This window comes from Pseudoalteromonas sp. RB2-MNA-CIBAN-0110 (assembly GCF_040309305.1).
Classification (GTDB): Bacteria; Pseudomonadota; Gammaproteobacteria; order Enterobacterales; family Alteromonadaceae; genus Pseudoalteromonas; species Pseudoalteromonas arctica.
In genome coordinates, this window is the sequence record NZ_JBEOOQ010000003.1 from 14,364 (window position 1) to 38,608 (window position 24,245).

General features: G+C 38.9%; 19 protein-coding genes and 1 pseudogene. 13 read left to right on the forward strand and 7 right to left on the reverse strand.

Going from position 1 to position 24,245, the window contains the following annotated elements:
• The first annotated feature begins 6 nt into the window (after positions 1-6).
• The 5 genes from AAEY68_RS02745 (at position 7) to AAEY68_RS02765 (ending at position 5,554) form a co-directional block, all read left to right on the forward strand.
• Positions 7-2,010, forward strand: a complete 2,004-nt coding sequence (locus tag AAEY68_RS02745; RefSeq protein ID WP_350585427.1) for an acetyl/propionyl/methylcrotonyl-CoA carboxylase subunit alpha — start codon at positions 7-9, stop codon at positions 2,008-2,010.
• On the forward strand, positions 2,010-2,906 hold the full coding sequence (locus AAEY68_RS02750; protein ID WP_024592401.1) for a hydroxymethylglutaryl-CoA lyase: 897 nt from the start codon (positions 2,010-2,012) through the stop codon (positions 2,904-2,906). Before AAEY68_RS02745 ends, AAEY68_RS02750 begins: the two co-directional genes overlap by 1 nt.
• Before the next feature lie 63 nt (positions 2,907-2,969).
• Positions 2,970-3,668 (forward strand): CoA transferase subunit A, encoded by a 699-nt coding sequence (locus AAEY68_RS02755; RefSeq protein WP_007580250.1) that lies wholly within the window; start codon positions 2,970-2,972, stop codon positions 3,666-3,668.
• Positions 3,669-3,682: 14 nt separating this feature from the next.
• Positions 3,683-4,339 (forward strand): CoA transferase subunit B, encoded by a 657-nt coding sequence (locus AAEY68_RS02760; RefSeq protein ID WP_007580251.1) that lies wholly within the window; start codon positions 3,683-3,685, stop codon positions 4,337-4,339.
• Positions 4,340-4,672: 333 nt separating this feature from the next.
• Complete coding sequence (locus AAEY68_RS02765; RefSeq protein WP_024592400.1) at positions 4,673-5,554, forward strand: LysR family transcriptional regulator; 882 nt, start codon at positions 4,673-4,675, stop codon at positions 5,552-5,554.
• Between the two features lie 881 nt (positions 5,555-6,435).
• Here the strand turns inward: AAEY68_RS02765 and AAEY68_RS02770 are convergent.
• Together AAEY68_RS02770 and msrA are read right to left on the reverse strand one after the other, a co-directional pair.
• Complete coding sequence (locus tag AAEY68_RS02770) at positions 6,436-7,212, reverse strand: transporter substrate-binding domain-containing protein (RefSeq protein ID WP_024592399.1); 777 nt, start codon at positions 7,210-7,212, stop codon at positions 6,436-6,438.
• A 133-nt stretch (positions 7,213-7,345) separates the two neighbouring features.
• The gene (gene msrA / locus AAEY68_RS02775) at positions 7,346-8,635 is read right to left on the reverse strand and encodes a peptide-methionine (S)-S-oxide reductase MsrA (RefSeq protein ID WP_024592398.1); all 1,290 of its coding nucleotides are present in this window, start codon (positions 8,633-8,635) and stop codon (positions 7,346-7,348) included.
• Between the two features lie 256 nt (positions 8,636-8,891).
• Here msrA and pxpB point away from each other — a divergent pair, with 256 nt between their 5' ends.
• The 6 genes and pseudogenes from pxpB (at position 8,892) to AAEY68_RS02805 (ending at position 13,965) form a co-directional block, all read left to right on the forward strand.
• Complete coding sequence (gene pxpB, locus AAEY68_RS02780; RefSeq protein WP_024592397.1) at positions 8,892-9,542, forward strand: 5-oxoprolinase subunit PxpB; 651 nt, start codon at positions 8,892-8,894, stop codon at positions 9,540-9,542.
• Between the two features lie 7 nt (positions 9,543-9,549).
• A complete protein-coding gene (locus tag AAEY68_RS02785; RefSeq protein ID WP_024592396.1) occupies positions 9,550-10,476 on the forward strand; it encodes a 5-oxoprolinase subunit C family protein in 927 nt (308 codons plus the stop codon).
• 34 nt (positions 10,477-10,510) lie between these two features.
• Positions 10,511-10,606: pseudogene (locus AAEY68_RS02790) on the forward strand (5-oxoproline transporter, DUF979 family subunit); the annotation flags it as partial.
• Positions 10,599-11,267 (forward strand): pyroglutamyl-peptidase I, encoded by a 669-nt coding sequence (pcp, locus tag AAEY68_RS02795; RefSeq protein WP_080670012.1) that lies wholly within the window; start codon positions 10,599-10,601, stop codon positions 11,265-11,267. The pseudogene AAEY68_RS02790 and the gene pcp, both read left to right, overlap by 8 nt.
• A gap of 153 nt (positions 11,268-11,420) precedes the next feature.
• Positions 11,421-13,094 (forward strand): asparagine synthase B, encoded by a 1,674-nt coding sequence (gene asnB / locus AAEY68_RS02800; protein ID WP_007583083.1) that lies wholly within the window; start codon positions 11,421-11,423, stop codon positions 13,092-13,094.
• Positions 13,078-13,965, forward strand: a complete 888-nt coding sequence (locus AAEY68_RS02805) for a PhzF family phenazine biosynthesis protein (protein ID WP_024592394.1) — start codon at positions 13,078-13,080, stop codon at positions 13,963-13,965. Before asnB ends, AAEY68_RS02805 begins: the two co-directional genes overlap by 17 nt.
• Positions 13,966-13,981: 16 nt before the next feature.
• Here AAEY68_RS02805 and egtD read toward each other — a convergent pair whose 3' ends face one another.
• Together egtD and egtB are read right to left on the reverse strand one after the other, a co-directional pair.
• Positions 13,982-14,956: an L-histidine N(alpha)-methyltransferase gene (gene egtD, locus AAEY68_RS02810; RefSeq protein ID WP_024592393.1), complete on the reverse strand. Its 975-nt coding sequence runs from the start codon at positions 14,954-14,956 to the stop codon at positions 13,982-13,984.
• Entirely contained in the window at positions 14,953-16,224 is a 1,272-nt protein-coding gene (gene egtB / locus AAEY68_RS02815; RefSeq protein ID WP_024592392.1) for an ergothioneine biosynthesis protein EgtB, read from the reverse strand. The genes egtD and egtB overlap by 4 nt, the downstream gene beginning before the upstream one ends.
• Before the next feature lie 895 nt (positions 16,225-17,119).
• Here egtB and AAEY68_RS02820 point away from each other — a divergent pair.
• The gene (locus AAEY68_RS02820; RefSeq protein WP_024590156.1) at positions 17,120-18,700 is read left to right on the forward strand and encodes a BCCT family transporter; all 1,581 of its coding nucleotides are present in this window, start codon (positions 17,120-17,122) and stop codon (positions 18,698-18,700) included.
• A 242-nt stretch (positions 18,701-18,942) separates the two neighbouring features.
• Here AAEY68_RS02820 and AAEY68_RS02825 read toward each other — a convergent pair whose 3' ends face one another.
• The 3 genes from AAEY68_RS02825 to trhO form a co-directional block, all read right to left on the reverse strand.
• Entirely contained in the window at positions 18,943-19,653 is a 711-nt protein-coding gene (locus tag AAEY68_RS02825; RefSeq protein WP_024592391.1) for a 3'-5' exonuclease, read from the reverse strand.
• A 3-nt stretch (positions 19,654-19,656) separates the two neighbouring features.
• Entirely contained in the window at positions 19,657-21,552 is a 1,896-nt protein-coding gene (locus tag AAEY68_RS02830; protein ID WP_024592390.1) for a DUF294 nucleotidyltransferase-like domain-containing protein, read from the reverse strand.
• A 148-nt stretch (positions 21,553-21,700) separates the two neighbouring features.
• Positions 21,701-22,708, reverse strand: a complete 1,008-nt coding sequence (gene trhO / locus AAEY68_RS02835) for an oxygen-dependent tRNA uridine(34) hydroxylase TrhO (protein WP_350585431.1) — start codon at positions 22,706-22,708, stop codon at positions 21,701-21,703.
• A 208-nt stretch (positions 22,709-22,916) separates the two neighbouring features.
• Here trhO and AAEY68_RS02840 point away from each other — a divergent pair, with 208 nt between their 5' ends.
• Positions 22,917-24,245, forward strand: coding sequence for a DEAD/DEAH box helicase (locus tag AAEY68_RS02840; protein ID WP_007583068.1), 1,329 nt, complete (start codon positions 22,917-22,919; stop codon positions 24,243-24,245).

Consider the following 24,245-nt stretch of genomic DNA (forward strand, 5'->3'; position numbering starts at 1 on the left):
TTAATTATGAACACACAACGATTACAAAAAATACTGATTGCCAATCGTGGAGAAATTGCGTGCCGAGTAATGCGCAGCGCAAAACAAATGGGCTTAACCACGGTCGCGGTTTATTCTGATGCAGACAAACATGCCCGGCACGTAAAAATGGCTGACGAGGCTTACCATATTGGTGCTGCACCAAGTAAAGATTCGTATTTAGTAGCAGACAAAACTTTACAAGTTGCCAAAGACTGCGGCGCTGATTGTATTCATCCTGGTTACGGTTTTTTATCTGAAAACAGCGAATTTGCTAAAGCCTGCGAAGCTAACAACATTGCTTTTGTAGGGCCACCAGCAAGTAGCATTGAAGCTATGGGGTCTAAAACCCGCGCTAAAGAAATAATGGCAGCTGCTAACGTGCCTTTAGTACCTGGTTATTATGGCGATAAACAAGACCCTGCTTTTTTACAAAGTGAAGCTGAAAAAATTGGCTACCCTGTACTAATTAAAGCCGCCTTTGGTGGCGGTGGTAAAGGCATGCGCGTTGTACAAAATGCCAAACAATTTATGAGTGCTCTTGAGGGCGCACAACGTGAAGCGATTGCCGGTTTTGGTAACGATTTAGTATTGCTTGAGCGCTACGTAAACCAGCCTCGCCATGTTGAAGTGCAAGTATTTGCGGATAACCATGGTAACTGTGTTTATTTAGGCGATCGTGATTGTTCTTTGCAACGCCGTCATCAAAAAGTAATTGAAGAAGCCCCTGCTCCGGGTTTATCTGAGGAACTACGCAAAGAAATGGGCGAAGCAGCTGTACGTTGTGCACTGGCTATAAATTATAGAGGCGCAGGTACGGTTGAGTTTTTACTGTGTGGCGATGAATTTTTCTTTATGGAAATGAATACGCGCCTTCAAGTAGAACACCCAGTGACCGAAATGGTAACCGGTGTAGATTTAGTCAATTGGCAAATTAATATTGCGGGTGGGCAAACACTGCCTCTGGCACAAAGCGATATTCAATTGCAGGGTCATAGCTTTGAAGCGCGTATATACGCAGAAGATCCAGCTAACGACTTTATCCCGTGCTCAGGCACTATTGAAGCGCTACATACGCCACTTAACAGCGAATTTGTACGCATTGATACAGGCATTGCACAAGGCGACGAAATTAGCCCGTTTTACGATCCGATGATTGCAAAACTTATTGTGCACGACGACAATCGCGAACAAGCACTGAGCCGTTTACAACACGCTCTTGAGCAATTTCATTTAGCAGGTTTTAGCACTAACATTGGCTTTTTACATAATTTAGCAAGCCATCCTACGTTTAAACAAGGTGCGCCAAGTACGCACTTTATTGCAGAGCAAGGTGACTCGTTAGTTGCGGTTAATAAATCGTTATTACAAGCAAGTCAGCTTATTGGTGCTTTTGCATATTTAGAATCGTTAACTAATACCCAAAATGCGCCAAGCAGCACAAGTCCGTGGCAACAGCTCAGTGGTTTTACACTCAATGCACCGCAAGTAATTAAAGTCCCTTTTGCTGATTTACAGCTAAGCGCTATAAAAACCACAGCGGGCTATAGTATTACGCATAACGAGCATGTATTTAACATACAGGGCACATTAAATAGTGGTCTTTGCACTGTATTTATTAATGGCGAAAAACATAGTGCGCACGTAACTACGGTAGGTAATAATACTGTTGGCAATAGTGTGACGGTGATGAATAAAGCACTGCAAACTAAGCTTGAACTAGTTGATAAGCATTATATTAGTTCGCACGAAAGTGAAGCTTTGCCACTTGCCGCGCCGCTTAATGGCACGGTAGTTAAGCACTTAATCGACATTGGTAGCACAATTACCAAAGGCGATGCGGTTGTTATTATCGAAGCCATGAAAATGGAATACACGCTTAACGCACCGCATGACGGAATTTTAAAAAGCTACTGTTTTGGTGAAGGTGAATTGGTAACGCATGGTGCTCTGCTTGCTATAGTAGAAGATACAACAGAGGAAGGTGCATAATGAGTACCTTTGCAAATAAAGTACGTATTGTTGAAGTAGGTGCGCGAGACGGCCTACAAAACGAAAAAACAGTAAGCACAGCCGATAAAGTAGCGCTTATTAACGCCCTAAGTGCTGCTGGCTTAAAAGATATTGAAGCTGGCGCGTTTGTATCCCCCAAATGGGTGCCACAAATGGCAGACTCAGCGGATGTAATATCAGCGCTAGATTTACCTGACGTAAATTTAAGTGCCCTTACACCTAACTTAAAAGGTGCACAAGCAGCGCATGCTGTTGGCATTAAAGAGTTTGCTATATTTACCGCTGCGAGTGAGTCGTTTTGTCAAAAAAACATAAACTGCTCAATAGATGAAAGTATTGAACGTTTTAGCGAAGTAATGGCGTTTGCTAAAGCGAATAACATTCGCGTACGTGGTTATGTAAGCTGTGTGCTAGGTTGCCCTTATGAGGGTGAAATTGACCCACAAGCAGTACTGAGTGTATCGCAAAAGCTGTTAGATTTAGGATGTTACGAAGTAAGTCTTGGCGATACCATTGGTGTTGGCACCGCTAAAAAAGTAACGCAGTTAATAGAGTTACTTTTAACGCACATTGATAAAGCCAAGTTGGCCGTGCATTTTCATGATACATACGGCCAAGCGCTCACAAATATTTACGCAGCCTTAAGCCTAGGTATAGCAACGGTTGACGCGGCAGTAGCGGGCCTTGGTGGTTGTCCTTATGCTAAGGGTGCGTCAGGAAATGTTGCCACCGAAGATGTAGTTTACTTGCTGCAAGGGCTTGGCATTGAACACGGAATTGATTTACAAAGGTTAAGTGACGCTGGCTGGGAGATAACCAAAGCACTTGGTAAGCAACCTGTGAGCAAAGTATCTGTGGCACTGCACACTAAATAGCTATCTTGTAAAATGATAATTCAAGATAGTTAACAACAAATAGCACACAATGAGGAGAGACTCATGGCCGGTTTTGATAAGGTAGTTTATAGCTACGAAGCTGCAATGGAAGGATTAAAAGACGGCGATACTATTATTGCCGGAGGCTTTGGTTTATGTGGTATTCCTGAGGGCTTAATTAAACAAATTAAGCACATGCAAACAAAAAACTTAACTGTAGTATCTAATAACTGTGGTGTTGATGACTTTGGTTTAGGTATTTTATTACAAGACAAACAAATTAAAAAAGTAATTGCCTCGTACGTTGGCGAAAACGCCCTATTCGAGCAGCAGTTATTGAGTGGCGAAATTGATGTAGAGCTTACACCTCAAGGTACACTTGCTGAAAAAATGCGTGCTGGTGGCGCGGGTATACCTGCATTTTACACGGCAACCGGTTACGGTACTCCTGTGGCTGAAGGCAAAGACGTAAAAGAATTTAATGGTCGCCCATATATTTTAGAAGAGTCTATAACGGGTGAATTTGCTATTGTTAAAGCGTGGAAAGCCGATCGTTACGGTAATTTAGTGTTTAGACACACCGCCATGAACTTTAATCCAATGGCAGCAACGGCTGGTAAAATTACCGTTGCCGAAGTAGAAGAAATTGTAGAGCCGGGCGAGCTTGAACCAAGCCAAATTCATACCCCGGGTATTTTTGTAAATCGCGTTATTAAAGGCAACTTTGAAAAACGCATTGAACGTGTAACAACACGAGATTAAGCAGGAGCATAATTATGGCATTATCACGTGAACAAGTTGCAATGCGCGTTGCACAAGAACTTCAAGACGGTTACTACGTAAATTTGGGCATAGGAATTCCGACACTCGTCGCAAACTATGTACCGGATGATATTGAAGTTATGTTACAGTCCGAAAATGGCCTTTTAGGCATGGGCCCGTACCCTACTAAAGCAGAGCTAGATGCCGATATGATTAACGCGGGTAAAGAAACCGTGACAGCAGCTAAAGGTGCAGCCATATTTAATAGTGCAGATAGTTTTGCCATGATACGGGGTGGTCATGTAGACTTAACTGTTCTGGGTGCATTTGAAGTTGACCAGAACGGCAACATCGCATCGTGGATGATCCCTAAAAAGCTGATTAAAGGCATGGGTGGCGCGATGGATTTAGTCGCTGGCGCGAAAAACATTATTGTTACTATGACCCATGCAAGTAAGCATGGTGACTCTAAACTATTAGAAGCCTGCTCTTTACCGCTTACTGGCGTTAATTGCGTTAAAAAAATAGTGACAGATTTAGCCGTACTAGAAGTTAAAGACGGCGCATTTCATTTATTAGAACGCGCTCCGGGCGTAACTGTTGATGAAATCATTAGTAAAACAGCAGGTAAATTACTTGTTGACGGTGAAGTACCAGAAATGGTTTTTTAGGCTTTAGCTTAAAATAACGCTTTACCCTGTACCGACCTCATTCCCAGTGCCAATGGCGCTGAGTTACCCAAAATCCCTCTCACGAGGGATTTTTTTTATCTTTTGCCATTATTTTTACCGTCATTCATACATCTGTAGTAAATTTTATCTATAATACAAATATAAATTAAATGTAAGCGCTTAGATTCTTTGCACTATTTTGTGGATAGTCTGCACCCTTTTTGTGAACTAGCGTTAAATTTATTTTTAACCTACTGATATTTAAATATTAAATAGTTGGTTCAAATTTTGCCTAAGTAAGGCGTCTCAATAAATTAAATAATTCTGGAAAACATGCAAACTCCTATTCGTGGCCTTCGCTCTTTTTGCTTTGCCGCAAGAAGCCTAAGTTTTAAGCATGCAGCTAATGAGCTGTACTTAACGCCGTCTGCGGTAAGCCATCAAATAAAACAACTTGAAGAACAACTTGGTATTGAACTTTTTCAACGTAAAACGCGTTCAATTAGCTTAACCACAGCGGGTAAAAACTTTTTTGATGCAGTGTCTCCTATCATCACAATGTTAGAGGGCACCATTAACGAGTTTAGTCAGATGCAGCAAAATACAAATTTGACGATTACCCTGCCTGAGTTTTTTGCCAGCGAGCTACTCATGCCTAAATTAAGTGAGTGGACGTCAGAACACCCTAATATAAACCTGCAAATGGACACGCTTAAAACACGCAAAGAGTTAACGCGTCATAGCGATTTATCTATTGTATTGTCCTCTGGTAAACCTACAGAAGGATTAGCAACAGAGTTGTTTAACCTTGAATATATTCCTGCATGTAATAAAAAATTGCTCAATCAATGGAGGGACGATCATCGTCAAGCGCTTAACCAAGTTCCGCTGATCCTCCACAAAGCTCGCCCTTGGGCATGGCACCAGTGGGCCGAAAAAGCGGGTATTGATGACTTTTCTCCTTCGCAGATTATTCAAATAGATAGCATGTTTGGTGTAGCGCGTGCAGCGCAGCAAGGCATGGGCATTGCGCTTATTCCACTGCCTATTAGTCAAAGCTGGTTAGATGAGCAATGGCTTTATAAATTATTCGAGCAGCCTTTAACAACTAAAGATAAATACTATTTAGTACAGCACGAATCAAGCACGCCTAATCACCCGCTTGATTTATTTGCGAAGTGGGTTGTAAATACGTTTAGAAAAATCCAAGAATAATCCCCTATTAGACGAGTTCAGTAATACAACCCACTCTGTGTTGTATTACTGAACTCATCTAAACCTCCCTGCAATTTTTAATAATATTTTTTATTTAAATACATAAGCTTAACGCCGAGTATTAGACTAAAGTCTATAGTTTAATTTTTTTCACTCATTGGTTTCATTTTTATCGTTTGTCGAAAATAAAGTTAAATATTAAAGTTACTTCATCAGCTCAAAACAACTTAGTTAATTTGTTTTTTTTAAGAGCAATAAATGCAACCTTTTGAGTTTTAGTAACTCAAACTTAGCAGTTAAAAGAATCTTATATTGTGTGTGTAAGATGTTGTCAGTGTGAAAAAGCGGTTCAAGTTAGGTGGTGACTTGGCTTGAACTGTTTTTATTCTTGGCTCAACCACATGATATGCATTACCAAGCTACTAAAGCGTGGCAAACAGAATCTTTATATTGTGTGTGAAGATGTTGTCAGTGTGAAAAAGCGGTTCAAGTTAGGTGGTGACTTGGCTTGAACTGTTTTTATTCTTGGCTCAATCACATGATATGCATTACAAGGCTACGTAAGCGTAGTAAACAGAATCTTTATATTGTGTGTGAAGATGTTGTCAGTGTGAAAAAGCGGTTCAAGCTAGGTGGTGACTTGGCTTGAACTGTTTTTATTTTTGGCTCAAACCACATGATATGCATTACAAGGCTACGTAAGAGTCGTAAACAGAATCTTTATATTGTGTGTGAAGATGTTGTCAGTGTGAAAAGCGGTTCAAGTTAGGTGGTGACTTGGCTTGAACTGTTTTTATTATTAAGCACATACATAATATAGTTATATACAGGTTAATACCTTTTAAAAGCCCCGTAAGTTATAACTTACGGGGCTTTTTTAGTTAATTTTTTATTTGATACTCTTTTTTTAATTTACTTATTTGCACTTTATGTGAAAGCAAAAATGTATCAAATTGCTTAACTACCTCAGGGTAGTCAATCGACGATAATAAAAAGGCTTGTAAATCTGTCGGCAATTCGTTTTGAAAATAAACGGGTCGGGTTAATTTGAAATATTTAACAATATTATAGTTTAATACATCGTTAGATATGTAAATACACTCCACTCGCTCTTTTAAAAGCATCTCTATTAATTCCATTACGTTAGCTGTTTCAATTAGCTCAACGTTTTCGTTATTCATTAAAGGTTTAAAGCTTTGAGACGTAAACCCTCTCACCGTTGCAAAACTAACGCATTCATCAATAGTGATATTTTTATTTAAACTCGCAATACCCGTTTTAGTCACAACGGTTGGCTGCGAATAAATAATTTCATTTAAATCACCAAAGGAAGCTTTATAACTTGGTTTCCATTGTGGATTATCTGGGTATTTAAAATCAACATGATGGTGATCAATAAATTCTTTATAAAGACGATTAATTGGCAGCGTGTAAAACTCAAATTCAAAATCGTGCTGCTGGGCGAACAAAGTAAGTAACTTTTGACTGAAGCCATAATAATCTGCACCATTTGCTCCACTACCATCAAAGTAAGGTAGATACTCTATATTCTCTACGCCGACGACATAGTGGGTTGCCGACTTAGCATCGGTTATAAAAATTAATAAAGCTAAAGGCAAATACATTAACTGCGTTGTTATTTTTACAAATCGATTCATTAATAACCTAAGTAATATTATTGACGTTTTCCTGAACGCTTTAATTTTAACAAATTTGCAAAGAATATGATAAATCTATTTTATTTTATGCAAAAAAAGCCTGATTAAAATCAGGCTTTACAAAGTAAAAGGTTTAGCTTTTATCTCTTGGTACAAAATCGAGTACTGTTGCGTTTATACAGTAGCGGTCTGTGCCTCTAGGGCCTTCTCCTGGGAATAAATGACCAAGATGAATACCTGTACTTTTAGAACGTAGCTCAATACGTGTTATTCCCCAGCTGCTATCGTCATGCTGCGTTACACTACTTTTTACTGGGTGCTTAAACGACAACCAACCAGTACCGGAGTTAAACCTATCTCTTGTATCAAATAGTGGCTCTCCACTTAATTTATCAACAAAAGTACCATCAGGTGTATTTTTAAACTCTTTGTACTCTTTACAATAAGGTCTATCTGTTCGTGCATCGAATGCAACTTTATAAGCATCACTGTTACCTAATTTAAAAGCGCCTAATGCTTTATAAAACTCTTCAGGTGTTGCATAGCCTTGACGGCCATATAACTCAACGCCATTTTCTAAAAATAAAATAGTCGGCGTTGCCCACGTGGCTGACTTAATAGTTAAATCATTAAGTTGGTCAGCATGACGAAATGTCATAGGTATTGTGCCTTTGTAATCATTTGCGACTGCTTTTTTAAATTTTTCACAGTACGGGCAGTAATCACGAGAATCAAGTACCACTATTTGCTTACCTGCGAGTAGAGCACTGTTGTCTGCTTTTTCTACGGGTGTTTTATTAAAAACTACGCCTGTAGAATGATCGGGGCAATAGCCATTAGGGTTCTTTTCTAGATAATTTTGGTGATATTCTTCTGCCGATACAAAACCTGTAAGCGGTTTAATAACCGTTTCGATTTTGCCGTAGCTCGCATCAGTTAAAAGCTGCTGATATTGCGATTTAACTTGCTCAGCTACTTTAGCTTGTGCATCAGTAGTCGTTAATACAATTGAACGATATTGCGTACCGATGTCGTTACCTTGGCGATTTTTTTGCGTAGGATCGTGACTTTCAAAATAGTTTTTTAAGAGATCTTCTGCTGAAATTATATTGCTGTTATACATAACTTGCACAACTTCAGCATAATTGTTCTCGTCAAAACGACGAGACTGATCAGTAATATTTCTGTACGTTGCTTTAAACCCATTACCGTCAGCATAACCCGACTCAGCATCAATAACGCCATTAAGCGCTTCGTAGCGTTTTTCTGCTCCCCAAAAACAACCAGACCCCAGTACAATGGTTTCTACATGCATGGTGGCTTCTACATTACTGTGTTCTACCTTTTCCATAGATAAAGCAAAGCTGCCTGCGCTAAATATAATAGCAGCGCCTGATAAATATAATAAATGCTGGTGTTTCATAAAGTACCTCATAAACAAGTGCGTGCTAATTAAGACCTCCTTATCTTAATTTTCATTTCAACCTAATTACTTATTTAGTACGAAATGTATTAAGTTTTAGTCCTCAATAAGTTAAATTCGATTAATTGAATATAAAAACACTCTTAAAGTAAGCTGGGTAAATAAACACTAAACATAACCACTTAGTCGCAATGGTGTAAATAAATTAATAAAACTGTGTTACGTTTAAATTATGTTGTACAAATAGGTTTATTTAATGAAGCCAGCTCCCCATATTTATGCATTAACAAACAGTAGTTTACTGCTTGATGCATCGCATTTAGACACTATAGATAGACTCTCTATTCAAAAGAAAATTTGGGCTTTAACCAGCCACTGTAAATGCACTGATGAATTTACCGATTTGGTGCCAGCCATGAACTCGCTCACTCTCTATTTAAAATCAGATAAACACTTAAATAAGTGGTTACAAGTGCTACCTTCGCTGTGGAATGATATTAAAACGAGTACTTTTAAAGGGCAACATCACTTAATCGAAACCATATACAAGGGTGAGGATATTAATTACGTGGCTCGTTATCATAATTTAAGCGCTGATGAGGTTATTAATATTCATAGTAAAACCAAATACCACGTTTTATTTTTAGGCTTTCAGCCCGGTTTTGCCTACCTACATGGCTTAAATCAGCAATTACATACACCAAGGCGTGATGAGCCACGCATTAAAGTTCCTAAAGGCTCTGTTGCGATAGGTGCTGAACAAACCGGAATTTACCCCGCAGATACCCCTGGTGGTTGGCACATAATAGGTCATACAGATACTGCTTTGTTTGATTCGACCTCGGAGCAACCTTGTTTAATTCAACCAGGCGATACGCTTGAATTTGTTCCGCTAGTTAATAAATGAGCAACTCATGATTAAAGTACTCAAAAGTGGTGTATTACTTACAATTCAAGATTTTGGCCGTAATGGCTACCGTCATTTAGGTGTAAGCAAAGCGGGTAGCTTAGACCCCTTTGCACAAATAATTGCTAACAGATTACTTAACAATAACGACAATGATGCCGTTTTAGAAATAACCGTTGGTTTGTGCGAGCTGGAATTCACCTGCGACACAGTAATTGCGCTTCATGGTGCAGATTTGCAAGCAACCCTTGATGGACAAGCAATTTACCCTGGTTGGACATACACAGTAAAAAATAAACAAGTACTGAGCTTTGCTACTGGTAGAGCTGGATTAAGAGCTTATTTAGCAGTGAAAGGCGGTATACAAAACACTCAGGTTATGGGCTCTAAATCTACAGATTTAAACGCATGTTTTGGCGGTATTGAAGGTAGAGCTCTCGCCACTGGTGATGAAATACCTATTACTCCTTATTATGGAGAGTTTATAAAAGTAGGCGCAATTGCTCCCGCCCAGCGCAAGCTTATACGACTGCACCCAAGCCCTCATGCTAATTTGTTAGGCGAGCCTTTACTTAACAACTTTGTATCTACCCCATTTAAAGTTAGTAGTAACAGCAACCGAATGGGCGTAAGGCTTGAGCATAAAAATAATTTGACACATTCGCACTCTTTGCCATCACTAGGGGTGAGTCCTGGGAGTATTCAACTGCCACCGAATGGTGAGCCTATTGTGCTACTTAACGATGGTCAAACAACCGGGGGTTACCCTCTTTTAGGGACTGTAATTGAAGCCGACTTACATCAATTTGCACAATTTAGACCTTTAGATACTGTTGAATTTAAATATGTAACGTTTGAAGAAGCAGCAAAGGCGAAGCAGAAACTTGACGGGCACCTACATCAATTGAGCCTTGCACTTAAAAATAACCTATAAAATATTCTAGAATCAACACGCCCTAAATTTTAAAAATAGGTACCATGTAATAAAGGTTCAAATTCCGACGGCCGTTACCTTACTCGCCGTTAATATTATTTTAATGTATAGCTTGGTGTTTAATGACTAAATCAACTTCTACTATGCCGTGTGTATTAATAACTGGCTTTGCTCCTTTTGGTGGCGAAGCTATAAACCCTTCTTGGCAAGCAGTGCAAAAACTTGATGAAACTATCATCATGAAACACAAAATATGCACACTAGAACTTGCCTGTGAATTTAATACGTCTATCAGTCAGCTTATAAACGCCATTGAGTCACACAATCCGGCGGTTGTTTTATGTATAGGCCAAGCTGGTGGGCGCAGCGAAATATCAATTGAGCGTATTGCAATAAACGTTGACGATGCACGCATTAAAGACAATGCAGGTAAGCAGCCTATCGATACACCAATAGAAAAAAATGGCCCTGATGCCTATTTCACAAACTTACCAATAAAGCGCATGTTACAAGCATTGCACAACAGCAATATACCTGCTGCCATTTCCAATACAGCAGGTACGTATGTGTGTAATCACGTTATGTATGGTCTTATGCATTACATAAATGATCACTGCGCTGTAATGAAAGGTGGCTTTGTGCATATTCCTTATTTACCAAGCCAAGCTGTGCACCACAATGGCGCACCAAGCATGAGCGAAGAAACCGTTATTAATGCCCTGAGAGTTATGATTGCACAAGCTTTGAACAATAATAGCGACGTAAAAATAGCAGCAGGAACCACGCATTAACCACTTTGGTGCAATTACATCTAGCTTGGTGCATAAATTATTCTTAATTAATTGTAAAAGCTATGTGACTTGAGTAATTTTTTCTGATAAAACAAGGTTTCGCAGCACAGCAAATTGGCTCTGCTGCACACATAATAGGAATGAGGAGTTACTATGTGTTCAATTTTTGGGGTATTAGATATTAAATCTGATCCCACTCAATTGCGTACCCAAGCAATTGAAATGTCAAAGCTGCTTAGACACCGAGGCCCAGATTGGTCTGGTGTATATGCATCTGAAAAAGCTATTTTAGTGCATGAGCGTTTAGCTATTGTTGGTGTATCAAGCGGTGCACAGCCTTTATATAATCCTGAAAAAACAAATATTTTAGCGGTTAACGGCGAGATTTATAATCATAAAGAACTTGCAGCAGAGCTAGACGTTGATTTTACTTTTCAAACTCAATCAGACTGTGAAGTTATTTTAGCGCTTTATAAACAAAAAGGGCCTGACTTTTTAGATGATCTAAATGGCATTTTTGCATTTTGTTTATACGACGAAGAAAATGACGCTTACTTAATTGGCCGTGACCATATAGGTATTATCCCGCTTTACACCGGTCATGACGAGCACGGTAACTTTTACGTTGCTTCTGAGCTAAAAGCACTTTCTCCAATTTGTAAGCATATTGAAGAATTTCCACCAGGGCATTACCTGTACAGCAAAGATGGCAAAATGACGCCTTATTACAAACGTGATTGGGAAACATTTGATGCAGTTAAAGATAACAGTGCAGAAGCGCAAGACGTTAAAGATGCATTAGAAGCGGCCGTTAAACGCCAATTAATGTGTGACGTGCCTTACGGTGTATTACTTTCTGGTGGTTTAGACTCATCGGTTATCTCTGCTATTACCCAGCGCTTTGCTGCAAAACGTATTGAAGATAACGACGAAAGCGACGCATGGTGGCCTAAGCTGCATTCTTTTTCAGTAGGTCTTGAAGGCTCACCTGATTTAGCGGCTGCACAAAAAGTAGCTGACATGATTGGTACTATTCACCACCCTATCATTTTTACCATTCAAGAAGGTATTGATGCATTACGTGAAGTGATTTACCACATAGAAACCTACGACGTAACAACAATTCGTGCCTCTACACCTATGTACCTAATGGCTCGCCAAATTAAAGCAATGGGCATTAAAATGGTGTTATCTGGCGAAGGTGCTGATGAGCTATTTGGTGGTTACTTATACTTCCATAAAGCCCCTAACGCACAAGAGTTTCATGAAGAGCTAAACCGTAAAGTATCAAAACTGCATATGTTTGACTGTTTACGTGCTAATAAATCAATGGCGGCATGGGGCGTAGAAGCACGTGTACCGTTTCTTGATAAAGAATTTGTTGATGTTGCTATGCGTATCAACCCTGAAGCTAAAATGTGTAAAGATGGAAAAATTGAAAAACACATTTTACGTGAAGGCTTTGAAGGTTACTTACCTGATGAAGTGCTATGGCGTCAAAAAGAGCAATTTTCAGACGGTGTAGGCTACAGCTGGATTGATACCTTAAAAGAGTTTGTAAATGAGCAAGTGAGCGATCAAGAGCTTGAAAATGCGAAATTTAAATACCCTATTAATACGCCAGATTCAAAAGAAGCTTACTACTACCGTACTATTTTTGAATCGCATTTCCCTGGTGATGCATCAGCTAAATGTGTACCTCATGGTAAATCGGTAGCGTGTTCGACTCCTGAAGCACTTGCATGGGACGCATCGTTCCAAAACAACGCTGATCCATCAGGTCGTGCTGCCGGCGTTCATAACGACGCATATGCAAGCAAAGGTTAATACTCTTTGTTTAGCGAAGCGTAAGCCTAAATGGCTTACGCTTCGCTTTATAGAGCTCATTTCCACCGAATCTGTTTTTTATAGCCCTGCACATAACTTAAAAGGCTCAAGTGCTTTAATTGTTATTTATAAAAATGGGTTAACTTCAAAAACAATGCAATATATTGCATCACAATCAACTTACCCTGCTACCGTATTTTTAAATCAAAATGAGATAACTAAACGCCATTGTAAAATTCGTTGGTTTAACCAAACGAGTGAAATTAAACGCTGTGGACATGGTACTTTAGCAGCCGCTAATTTTTTAATAAAGCATTTTGGTTATTGCCCTGAAGTATTTACTTCAATGAGTAATGAGCGCTTTACTATAAGAGTAAAAAAACAACGCGCTCAGCTGTTACTAAAAAGCATAGAGCCTAAAAAAAGCAAGTTAGCTAAAGGTGAGTTACAAAGTGTGTTTTCATTAGCAATAAAAGCAGCCTACAGTACCGGCGACAAAAACGGTTATACGGTTGTGTTATTTAATGAAGAATTTAATAAAAAACTCGATAAAGAATTCGATAAAGCAGTTGAAAAAGACGATTTAAAAAGCGTACACGTTGATTTTAAAGCTTTATGTGCACTCCACAAAAATGCAGTAATTGCCCTTAGTATAAAAAATAAAGACAAAAAAAATGCCATAGCGCATTTTAGATACTTTGCACCCCAGTTTGGTGTAAATGAAGACAGTGCTACAGGCTCTGCGGTATCTGTTATTGCCCCCCTGCTATTTAGACTGTACGGTTTAAATAAAGCTATGCTTGTACAGCAGTCAAATAATGGCGCATTGCTAAACTATGAGTTTAACAATGCTAAAGTTGTCATTTACTAAACATATTAAGTAATGCTTAAAGCGGTCTTAATAAACACAGGGCAAAATAGTTACTATCGTCTTGCCATGTTTGCTCTAACTTTAAATTAGCTTGCGCTGCAAGCTGCTTAAACGACTCGAGCGTGTACTTGTGAGAGTTTTCTGTATGGATACTTTCGCCTTCTATAAAGTCTATTTGCTGATCATTTATAATCACGCTTTGAGTACGATTACTTACTAAATGCATTTCGATACGGCTATGTTGCCCGTTAAAGCGTGACTCGTGGCTAAAGTTATCTATATTAAATGTGCCGTTTAGCTCGTTATTAATACGTTGTAGTAAATTTTTATTAAAAGCAGCGGTAACTCCCGCCTTATCGTTATATGCATCAAGTAACACTTGGCGCTCTTTTACTAAATCAACCCCAATTAATACATAACCATTTACACCGCATAAGCGATGGAAATTATTCATAATCTCTATGGCTTTAACTGGGGCAAAATTACCAAGAGTAGAGCCCGGAAAGTACACCAAATTAGTTTGACTGTCTAAAGCGGTGTCTTTGGTTAGCTGTTTGACCATTTGGCTATGTGTAAAGTCTCCTAATAATGGCGAAATTGCCAAATCTGGAAATAATGGTGACAAATGTGCAAGTGAATAACTGAGCATCTCCTCAGATATTTCAAACGGTACAAAGGTTTTAACGTTTGCCATATGCGCTAATAAATAGGCTACCTTTTTACCCGAGCCACAGCCGGGCTCTATAATAGAGAGGTTTTCAGGTAGCATTTGAGCAATCGACTTCGAATGTTGCTCTAATATAGAAAGCTCAGTACGTGTAACATAATACTCTTGTAAGGCTGTTATTTGCTCAAATAATGCAGCGCCTTTATCATCATAAAAATATTTACACGGAAGCGTTTTTTGTTGTTGAGTTAATCCGCTTATCACGTCGTTTAGAAATTCAGTGTCGGTTATGTTGCTTTGCTTAATCGCTGTTACTTGGCTCATACTATATCCTTAGCTAGTCTTATCCCGCTGCACATCCACACTTGATGCGGGTAATAAAAATTACGGTATGTTTGTCGTAAATGGTTTTGAGGGGTAAACACACACCCACCACGTAACACCATTTGGTTATTCATAAACTTACCATTGTATTCCCCTGCTATTCCTTCAATAGGCTTAAAACCGGGGTATGGTAAATATGCACTGTTCGTCCATTGCCAACACGAATCAGTTAACTGATTTATTTCAGCATCACCTTTTGCTTGCGGTGGTGTTAGGTGGTGATTATTAATCTCTGTTGAAGGAGTATTTTTAGCTGCATATTCCCATTCGAACTCTGTAGGCAAGCGAGCTTTAACAAAATTAGCATAGGCGCTGGCCTCAAAATAACTAACATGACAGATCGGGGCATTTAAATTGAGAGGCTCTAATCCATAGTGTGTAAACTCAAACCATTCGTTATCTATACAATGCCAATATAATGGTTGCGTTAGAGCGTTGTTTTGTATATTTGCCCAACCGTCACTTAACCAATACTGTGGATTGCTGTATCCACCTGCATTTATAAAGTCTAAATATTCACCATTGGTGACCAATCTATTAGCAAAACTGAATGGATGAATTAATACTTGGTGTTTGGGGCGCTCGTTATCATATGCAAATTCATCGTAGGCATTTGTACCTATATTAATAATACCTTGCTCAAAATTTATAAAATTGAGAGGCTTAATATCTGCTGATTTGTTTTGGCTGTTTAAAGGCGATGTTTTATATTGCGGAAATAACGGATTTACTGAAAAGTTATATTTGATGTCCATAAGCATTAGTTCTTGATGCTGTTGCTCGTGGTGTAACCCAAGTTCAATAATATCTTTAATTTGTGGGCTAACTTCAGTTTTAAGTAATTCAACCACACAGCTATCTACATGCTCTCTGTAAGCTAGCACTTCATCTAAACTAGGCCTAGATAAACTACCTCGGTGCGCGCGCTTAAATTGCTCTCCAATCCCATTGTAGTAAGAATTAAAAAGCATTCTATAGTGAGAGTTAAACACAGTGTACTGCTTGCAATAAACACTAAGTAAAAACGTTTCAAAAAACCACGTCGTGTGCGCTAAATGCCATTTGCTTGGGCTGGCATCTGCCATAGCTTGTAATTGGCAATCTTCTACAGTGAGTACCTCGATAATAGCCAGGCTTTCGTCTCTAACGCTGTAAAAGCGTTTAACAAGTTCGTTTTGATTGGTATTGTTTAAAGCGCATTCACGCATAATAGTATTAATCCTTTGCCTATCTATTTATAAAATATAGCTTAGGGCATGCTGAGCTTTTTGGATTGAAATTTGTTCAATCTAGGGGCGATTAAATCGCGGCACGAGGTTTGTAACCTATTGGGCTAAGTAAAAACCGAGTAACAAAGAGTTAATCGTCCCTAGAAAGAACCCAAAGGGCAGTGTATGTTTGGTATTTATGCTGCGTTATCGCCTATTTATGGGGAATGACCACACTACATAGGCTCTGCCTTGCCTAAAAACCAAACATACTACTGTAAATTCAATCGCCAAAATTCAACATGCCCTAATGTTGTGTTAAATCATATTCATATTACAACTTGATTAAAGATGCTTATCAGCTTATAAATTTATACTAGCCCTAAAGGGAAATTTGCTCTTTGCTGCTCAGCTTTTAATTATTCTCACGTGTATGTAAGCATGCAGAATAACGCAGGAGCAGTTATCGAACCGTTAGGTTACAAACCTAGGATCGATTAAACAGCTCCTAAATTGAACAAATTTTAATCCTAAAAGATCAACAAGCCCTAGTATTTAAGCATTAATTAAGTTGCTTAAAAGTGATCTTTTTTTACTTAACTAAGTAAATTAATACTTTTAATAGCAAACTAAATTTTAACGTTCACTGAATTTATAATTTTAGGGCTTTTTAAATAAAAGAATCATTAATTTGGCTATATAAACAGCGTTTTAAATACAAATTCATTTACATTTAATATTTAACTCATACACTACTAGCTGTATGATCACTCTTCAAATTAGTTAGTCTTCAAATAATTACGGTATTACTTTTTACTTAATATTTAAAGGCTAATGTAATTCGATATGACGCCGAATTTATTTTGGCTTGTTAGGACAACTAAAGAGGTATTGCATGAAGGAAAATCATGACAAATATAGTATTGACAATACGGACTACACCGTAGGTCAGGACAACGTACAAAAGTGGGGGTTTGATATACACAACCCTGTTTTTGGAACTAGTGCGGGCCTGATTGTCATCTTTTTAATCGCCATACTTGTTACCGACCCACAAACTGCAAAAACAGCGCTTGATAGTATCAAGACCGATATTATTAATAATTTTGATGCCCTCTTTATGTGGGCTGCTAACTTCTTTGTACTCTTTTGTTTAGCACTTATTGTTTCTCCTTACGGGAATATTCGCCTTGGTGGTGATGATGCTAAACCTTCTCACTCTCGAGTTTCATGGCTTGCTATGTTATTTGCTGCAGGTATGGGTATCGGCCTTATGTTTTGGGGCGTTGCTGAACCGGTTGCTTACTTTACTGGTTGGTACGAAACACCACTTAATGTAGCCGCTAATACACCAGAAGCTGCAAAATTAGCAATGGGCGCAACTATGTTCCATTGGGGTCTTCATCCTTGGGCTATTTACGCTGTTGTTGGTTTATCTCTTGCATTTTTTACGTATAACAAAGGTTTACCGCTTTCTATTCGTTCTATTTTTTATCCTATATTAGGTGATAGAGCATGGGGTTGGCCTGGTCATATCATTGATATCTTAGCTGTACTTGCTACGTTATTTGGCCTTGCAACATCTTTAGGTTTAGGTGCTCAACAAGCCTCTGCAGGTATTAACCATGTATTTGGTACAGAAGGTGGCATTGGCTCTCAAATTCTAGTTATTGCGGGTGTAACACTTTTAGCCATTGTCTCGGTGGTTCGCGGTATTGACGGTGGTGTGAAACTGCTAAGTAATGTAAACATGTTAATTGCTTTCTCATTACTATTGTTTGTTTGTTTAGTGGGCTTTGCTGTAGCAATGGGTAATGTACCGACTACCGTGATGGGCTATGTAGAAAACATTATTCCATTGAGTAATCCTCACGGCCGTGAAGACGAAACATGGATGCATGGCTGGACTGTATTTTACTGGGCTTGGTGGATTTCTTGGTCACCGTTCGTAGGTATGTTTATCGCGCGTGTATCACGTGGTCGTACAATTCGTGAGTTCTTAATTGCGGTATTACTCGTCCCTACTGCTGTTACCATTTTATGGATGTCTATATACGGCGGTATTGCTATTGATCAAGTAGTTAATGGTGTTGGAGCACTAGGCACTAATGGTTTAACTGATGTCCCTTTAGCTATGTTCCAGATGTTTGATGCATTACCTCTATCTAATATCTTATCATTTATTGCGATTATATTAGTGTTAGTATTTTTTATTACGTCATCTGACTCAGGCTCATTAGTCATTGATTCAATTACAGCTGGCGGTAAAATTGACGCACCGGTGCCACAACGTATATTTTGGGCAACGGTAGAGGGCGCAATTGCAGCGGCCTTACTTTGGATTGGTGGTACACAAGCAATCGAAGCACTACAAGCAGGTGCTGTTTCTACAGGCTTGCCATTTACTATTGTATTGTTGTTTATGTGTTTAAGCTTAGTTTTAGGTTTACGAACTGAGCCTCGCCCAGTTAAATAATACTTTTAGTAAGTAATACTTTTAATTAGTAACGAAAGCGCCGCAATTTTTGCGGCGCTTTTTTATTTAACTATTTAAGGTTATATCCATTCGCTTAATAAAGTGATCTATTTTGTGGCAGGAAAAACTTCTCGATAGTAAGGCAAAATTTCTTTATTTAGTTGCTCTAAATGAGAAATTTTTAACGCAGCTAGCGTCAGGTTTAACCCTCAATATGATTAAAGTATTATTGCGTATTAGTATTATACCCACAACTCTGAGATTGGAGTATCTACACGGTAATGATGACTCAGTTGCGCTTGTAAAAGCTCAGCTGTGGCAAGTGCATCCGTTAACGCATTATGATTTTGGTACGCAGGTAGGGAATAACGCGCACGGCAATCTGTTAATCTGAGCGAGCCTAGTTTTGTATTAAATAATCGGCCTAATAAACCTTGCCTCTCTTTTAGTGCTCTTTTTTCTAGCTCCATTGTGTCAACAAGAGCAAACTCAATACCTTCTTTAAGCCTTAGTAATAACGCATTATTTAAAAAATGGCGTTCTATTGCGGCGTAATGTACCACGACAACTTTACCACTTAGCGCTTCAAGTAAAGGCTCAATAATTCGATTAAAGTCTGGGGCGTCATCGACCTCAGAGTGCGTTATTCTATGGATTAAAATAGACTCTTCATGCAGGTTACGTCTTGGTTGAACAACCCAATGCCGGCTGTGTTTGCAATAAATACGCTTTAAATTAAACGGCACTAAGCCAACACTCACAATATCGTCGTTCTGGCTATTTAAACCTGTTGTTTCAAAGTCCATTGCTACAAAAGGCACATCTTCTACTGCGGCTTTATCTTGGTTATAAGCACCTGCATAAAAGTGTTTTAGAAGTTTATTTTCGGTGTTGTTGGCAAGCTCGGTGTATCTAGTTTGCCAATCAACTGCTTTGTAATTACGCGGATTCATAGGCTACTTCACACCAGAATTTGCTGTGTAGCTAAATTTTAAATAGCTTTGTGCTTTTTCTAAAATAGCGAATGCCTCTTTCAAGTTTCGCTGTTCAAAAGGAGACAGTAAATGTGGGTCTAAGTCGTTATCAGGCTCTTCGCCCTTCTCTATTTGCCACGCTTGATGGCGAATTCGCATCATGGCAATATACTCAAGTGAATCACGTAAATCTTGCGCTTTACCCTGCGGTAATAGCTTAGCTTCAATAATATCTTCTAATCGCTCAAACGAGTTTTGTTTACGCGAACCAATAGCTAATGCGTGTACACGTATAACATCAGAAAGTGGTGCAGTACCTCTTCGTTTTAAGTTCATTGAACGCTTATGTTGGCCGTTATGCTCCATAACAAAGCCTTTAAAAAAGCCAAGAGGTGGTGTCCTATTTCGAGCATTTGCCGCCATATTTGCTAGAAATATACGATTCACTTTACTTTGTTTCGCTATAAATATTTTAAGCTCGTCGGCCCACTTGGTTTTGCCCCACACACCGTCTAAATCAAAAAATATAGAACTATTAAGTAGTGCTTGTGGTTTTGGCTCGGCTATCCAATCAGCAAATTGATCGAACCACTCTGAGCGAGTTTTACGCCATTTTTTAAACGACGCCATTATTTCTCCATCACAGTAGGTGTAACCACACTGCGCTAAGCCATCACACACAAAATCGGCAATATTTTGAAAGTACGCGTTATGTTTTTCATCGTCGTAACTGTCATCTAAAATTAGTGCGTTATCTTGATCAGTTACAATAAGTTGCTCGTCGCGAGCCATTGAGCCCAGTGCAATAAAACAATAAGGAACGGGAGGTGGACCAAACTTTTCTTCAGCTAATACCAGTAATCTTTGTTTAAAAGTACGTCCGATAACGGCCATGGCAGTACCAATCATGTGTGAATTTGCATCTTCGTTAACCATACGGACAAATACATTGGGTAATTGGCGTGCATAATGCGCTAAATCCTCAATTGTTTGTTGAGCAAGTATGCCGCGTACAAGTAATAAGCTGCTTTGCGATTCGTAACGTAAAATATCAGAGAGCGAGATAACTCCTATAGGACGTCTTTTTTGTACTACGGGTAAATGATGGAGATTATCTCTGAGCATGGCCAGTACCGCTTCAAAAATATAGTCATTAGCATCTAAAAGCACTAAGTTAGTAGACATAATCTCTTTTGCTTGTGTGTTAAAATCAAGCCCTTTAGCCACTACTTTTGAGCGTAAATCCCTATCGGTTATTATGCCAACGACTTGTCCATCATCTTCCTCAGGATCGTCGTTTATTGGTTTATTTACATCGGTTACCAAAACTGACGATACCGCCTCTTCGGTCATTAATTTAGCGATATCTTGTATTGTAGATGTTGCATCTACGGTGACTACATCTCTGTGAATTAATGATTTTACTTTAGCGGTTGTAAGGTCATTGCCATCAGCTTGTTCAACAATAGCTTGATGTAAACGCACGTTACCATCTGTTTCAAAGTAATCAGCAAACGCATCAAACTCATCACAGTAACGATTAAATAGCTCAACATTTATACAATAAACTAACGTATCTTCAAGAGCAGTTGCAGGAAAACGCACCTTACGGTTCATCAATAAACCCATTTGACCAAATATTCCTGCGATGGCCAAACGATTGTATAGCTCACCATTTCGGCGATACATTTCTACAGAACCACTTCTAATCACATACAAATCAGATATGTCTTGTCCAAAACTTAAAATGTCTGTTTTTGCTCTAAAATAAGCAACTTCTACTTGTTGAGCTAGCTCATTAAGCGCTTTTTGAGGTAAGTCATCAAAAGGAGGATGTTGTGCTAAAAATTGTGCGATTTCAACTTGTTCGGCTTGCATAAATCCCTTCCTGTATGCGCATTAAAATGACTAAATATGTTTTGCAGATTAACACTATCATCGGAGTGTGAAAACAATTACTGCACAATTTTGGGCACAAAAAAAGAGCCTAAATAGACTCTTTAAATATAATACTTATTGTAAAAATTTATTTACCGCGCTGAGCGTCTTTTTGGGCTTTTTTGGCTTCTTTACGTTGCTGTAAAACAGCTTGAGCCTCATTACCAATATGGCCTTCGCCACGGGCTTGCGCTAATTCTATTTGCTTTTGGCGCTCCGCAAAACGTGTCCGTTGCTCGTCTGTCACTTCTTCAATACAATGATGACAAGATACACCTTCCATGTATTCAGGCTTTAACTTTTCGTCTTCTGTAATTGGCATACGGCACGCGTGGCATTGATCATAAGAGCCCTTTTGTAAGTCGTGATCAACCGCAACGCGATTATCAAATACAAAACATTCGCCTTCCCACATGGTTTCTTCTTTTGGCACTTCTTCTAGATATTTTAAAATGCCGCCTTCAAGATGATAAACTTCGTCAAAACCTTGCTCTTTCATGTAGGCCGTCGATTTTTCGCAGCGGATACCACCGGTACAAAACATCGCTACTTTTTTATGTTTTTCAGGGTCTAAGTTTTCTTTAGCCCACTGTGGAAATTCGCGAAAAGTTTTAGTATTTGGATCGACTGCATTTTGAAATGTACCAATTTCAATTTCGTAATCATTACGTGTATCAATTAAAATTACTTCTGGGTCAGATATAAGTGCGTTCCACTCATTTGGCTTTACATAGCTACCCACAACTTTAAGCGGATCTACGCCTTCAACGCCCATCGTTACAATTTCTTTTTTTAGTTTTACTTTAGTGCGGTAAAACGGGCATTCATCATCGTAAGATTCTTTTGTTACGATGTTTTTTAAATTTGGTTGCTCATCAAGCCATGCTAATAAGTTGTCTATCCCTTCACGTTTTGCAGAAACAGTGCCGTTTATACCTTCGGCAGCGAGTAGTAAAGTACCGCGTACTTCATTTGCTTCCATCACTTCAAGCAACGGCTTACGGATAGCTTCAAATTCAGGTAAACCAACAAATTTATACAGCGCACATACTACAAAGTGCTCATTTGTTACATTATCTTTATGGACAGCCGTCATTTTATTTCCTATTTTGCTTTTTTAGCCAGTATTGGCGTTTACCGAATCGTAAATCCGGCGCATATGGGGCGCGTATTTTACGCTTTTTTAGTTTAATTGCAAAAAATAGCGCTATAGATTGGTTTTTACTGTTAGCGACCTATCTGTGTAAGCTATAATGCGCTGATAAATTTATAGACTTAATTTGCTCATTTTGGAGAAACACACATTGCAGTTTACTGATCTTGGGATTGATACACGCCTTGAAACACAACTAGCACATCAAGGGATCACCCAGCCCACCGATATTCAAGCGCATGCAGTGCCTACCGCACTTGCAGGGCATGACATTTTCGCTCAGTCTAAAACTGGGTCGGGCAAAACCTTGGCGTTTTTATTACCTGCTGTACAAAGGGTTATGAAACAAAAAGCACTCAGTAAACGCGATCCTCGTGTACTTATTGTTGCTCCTACTCGTGAGCTTGCTACGCAAGTATTTACTCAGCTGCGTTTATTAATTGCAGGCACAGCCATTAAGGCCGTAAAAATACTTGGTGGCGAAAACTTTAATGACCAAATAAAAGCACTTAGAAACGACCCACAATTCGTAGTTGCTACACCAGGGCGTTTAGCTGATCACATTACAAAACGTTCATTACAATTGAGTGGACTAGAACTGCTTATTTTTGATGAAGCCGATCGTATTTTAGATTTAGGCTTTACCGAGCAGTTAAAAATGATTAACGAGCAAGCTAATCACCGTTTACGTCAAACGTTATTGTTTTCTGCAACACTTGACCATGCTCAAGTAGATGCTCTATCACGTAACCTATTAAAAAAACCAAAGCAAATTACGCTAAGTGCAGCGAACGAGCAACATAGCGATATTAAACAAACTTTATATCTAGCCGATCACCTTGATCATAAAGAAGCGCTATTAGAGCACTTTTTGAATCAAGATGATGTTGGTCAATGCATTATCTTCACAGCAACACGTTCTGACACGAGTCGCTTGAGTGAAGCGCTTAATGCTAAAGGCTTCAAGTCTGTAGCGCTTGCTGGTGATTTAACACAAAATAAACGTTTAGATATAATGGATTCGTTTAGTCGCGAAAACTTTAAAATATTAATCACCACCGATGTTGCATCTCGTGGTTTAGATTTACTAAGTGTAACGCATGTTATTAACTTTGATTTACCAAAACACGCTGAAGAGTATGTACACCGCATAGGTCGTACAGGACGAGCTGGCTTTAAAGGTAACGCAATTTCATTAGTTGGCCCAAAAGATTGGGCAAGTTACTTAGCTATTAAAGCATTTTTAAATGATGAGTTAAAATTTGCGAGCGTAGAGGGCTTAAAAGCTAAGTTTAAAGGTTTAAAAGAGAAAAAGCCTGAGGCAACATGGGATAAATCTAAAGAAAAATCCGCCGCTGTTAAAAAGCCTGTATTTAAACGCAAAGCCAAACCTAAAAAGCCAACAGCACCAATTAAAGCACCAATGAACATTGATGGCGATACACCAATGCGCCGTAAAAAAAAGACTGAGCAGGAATAA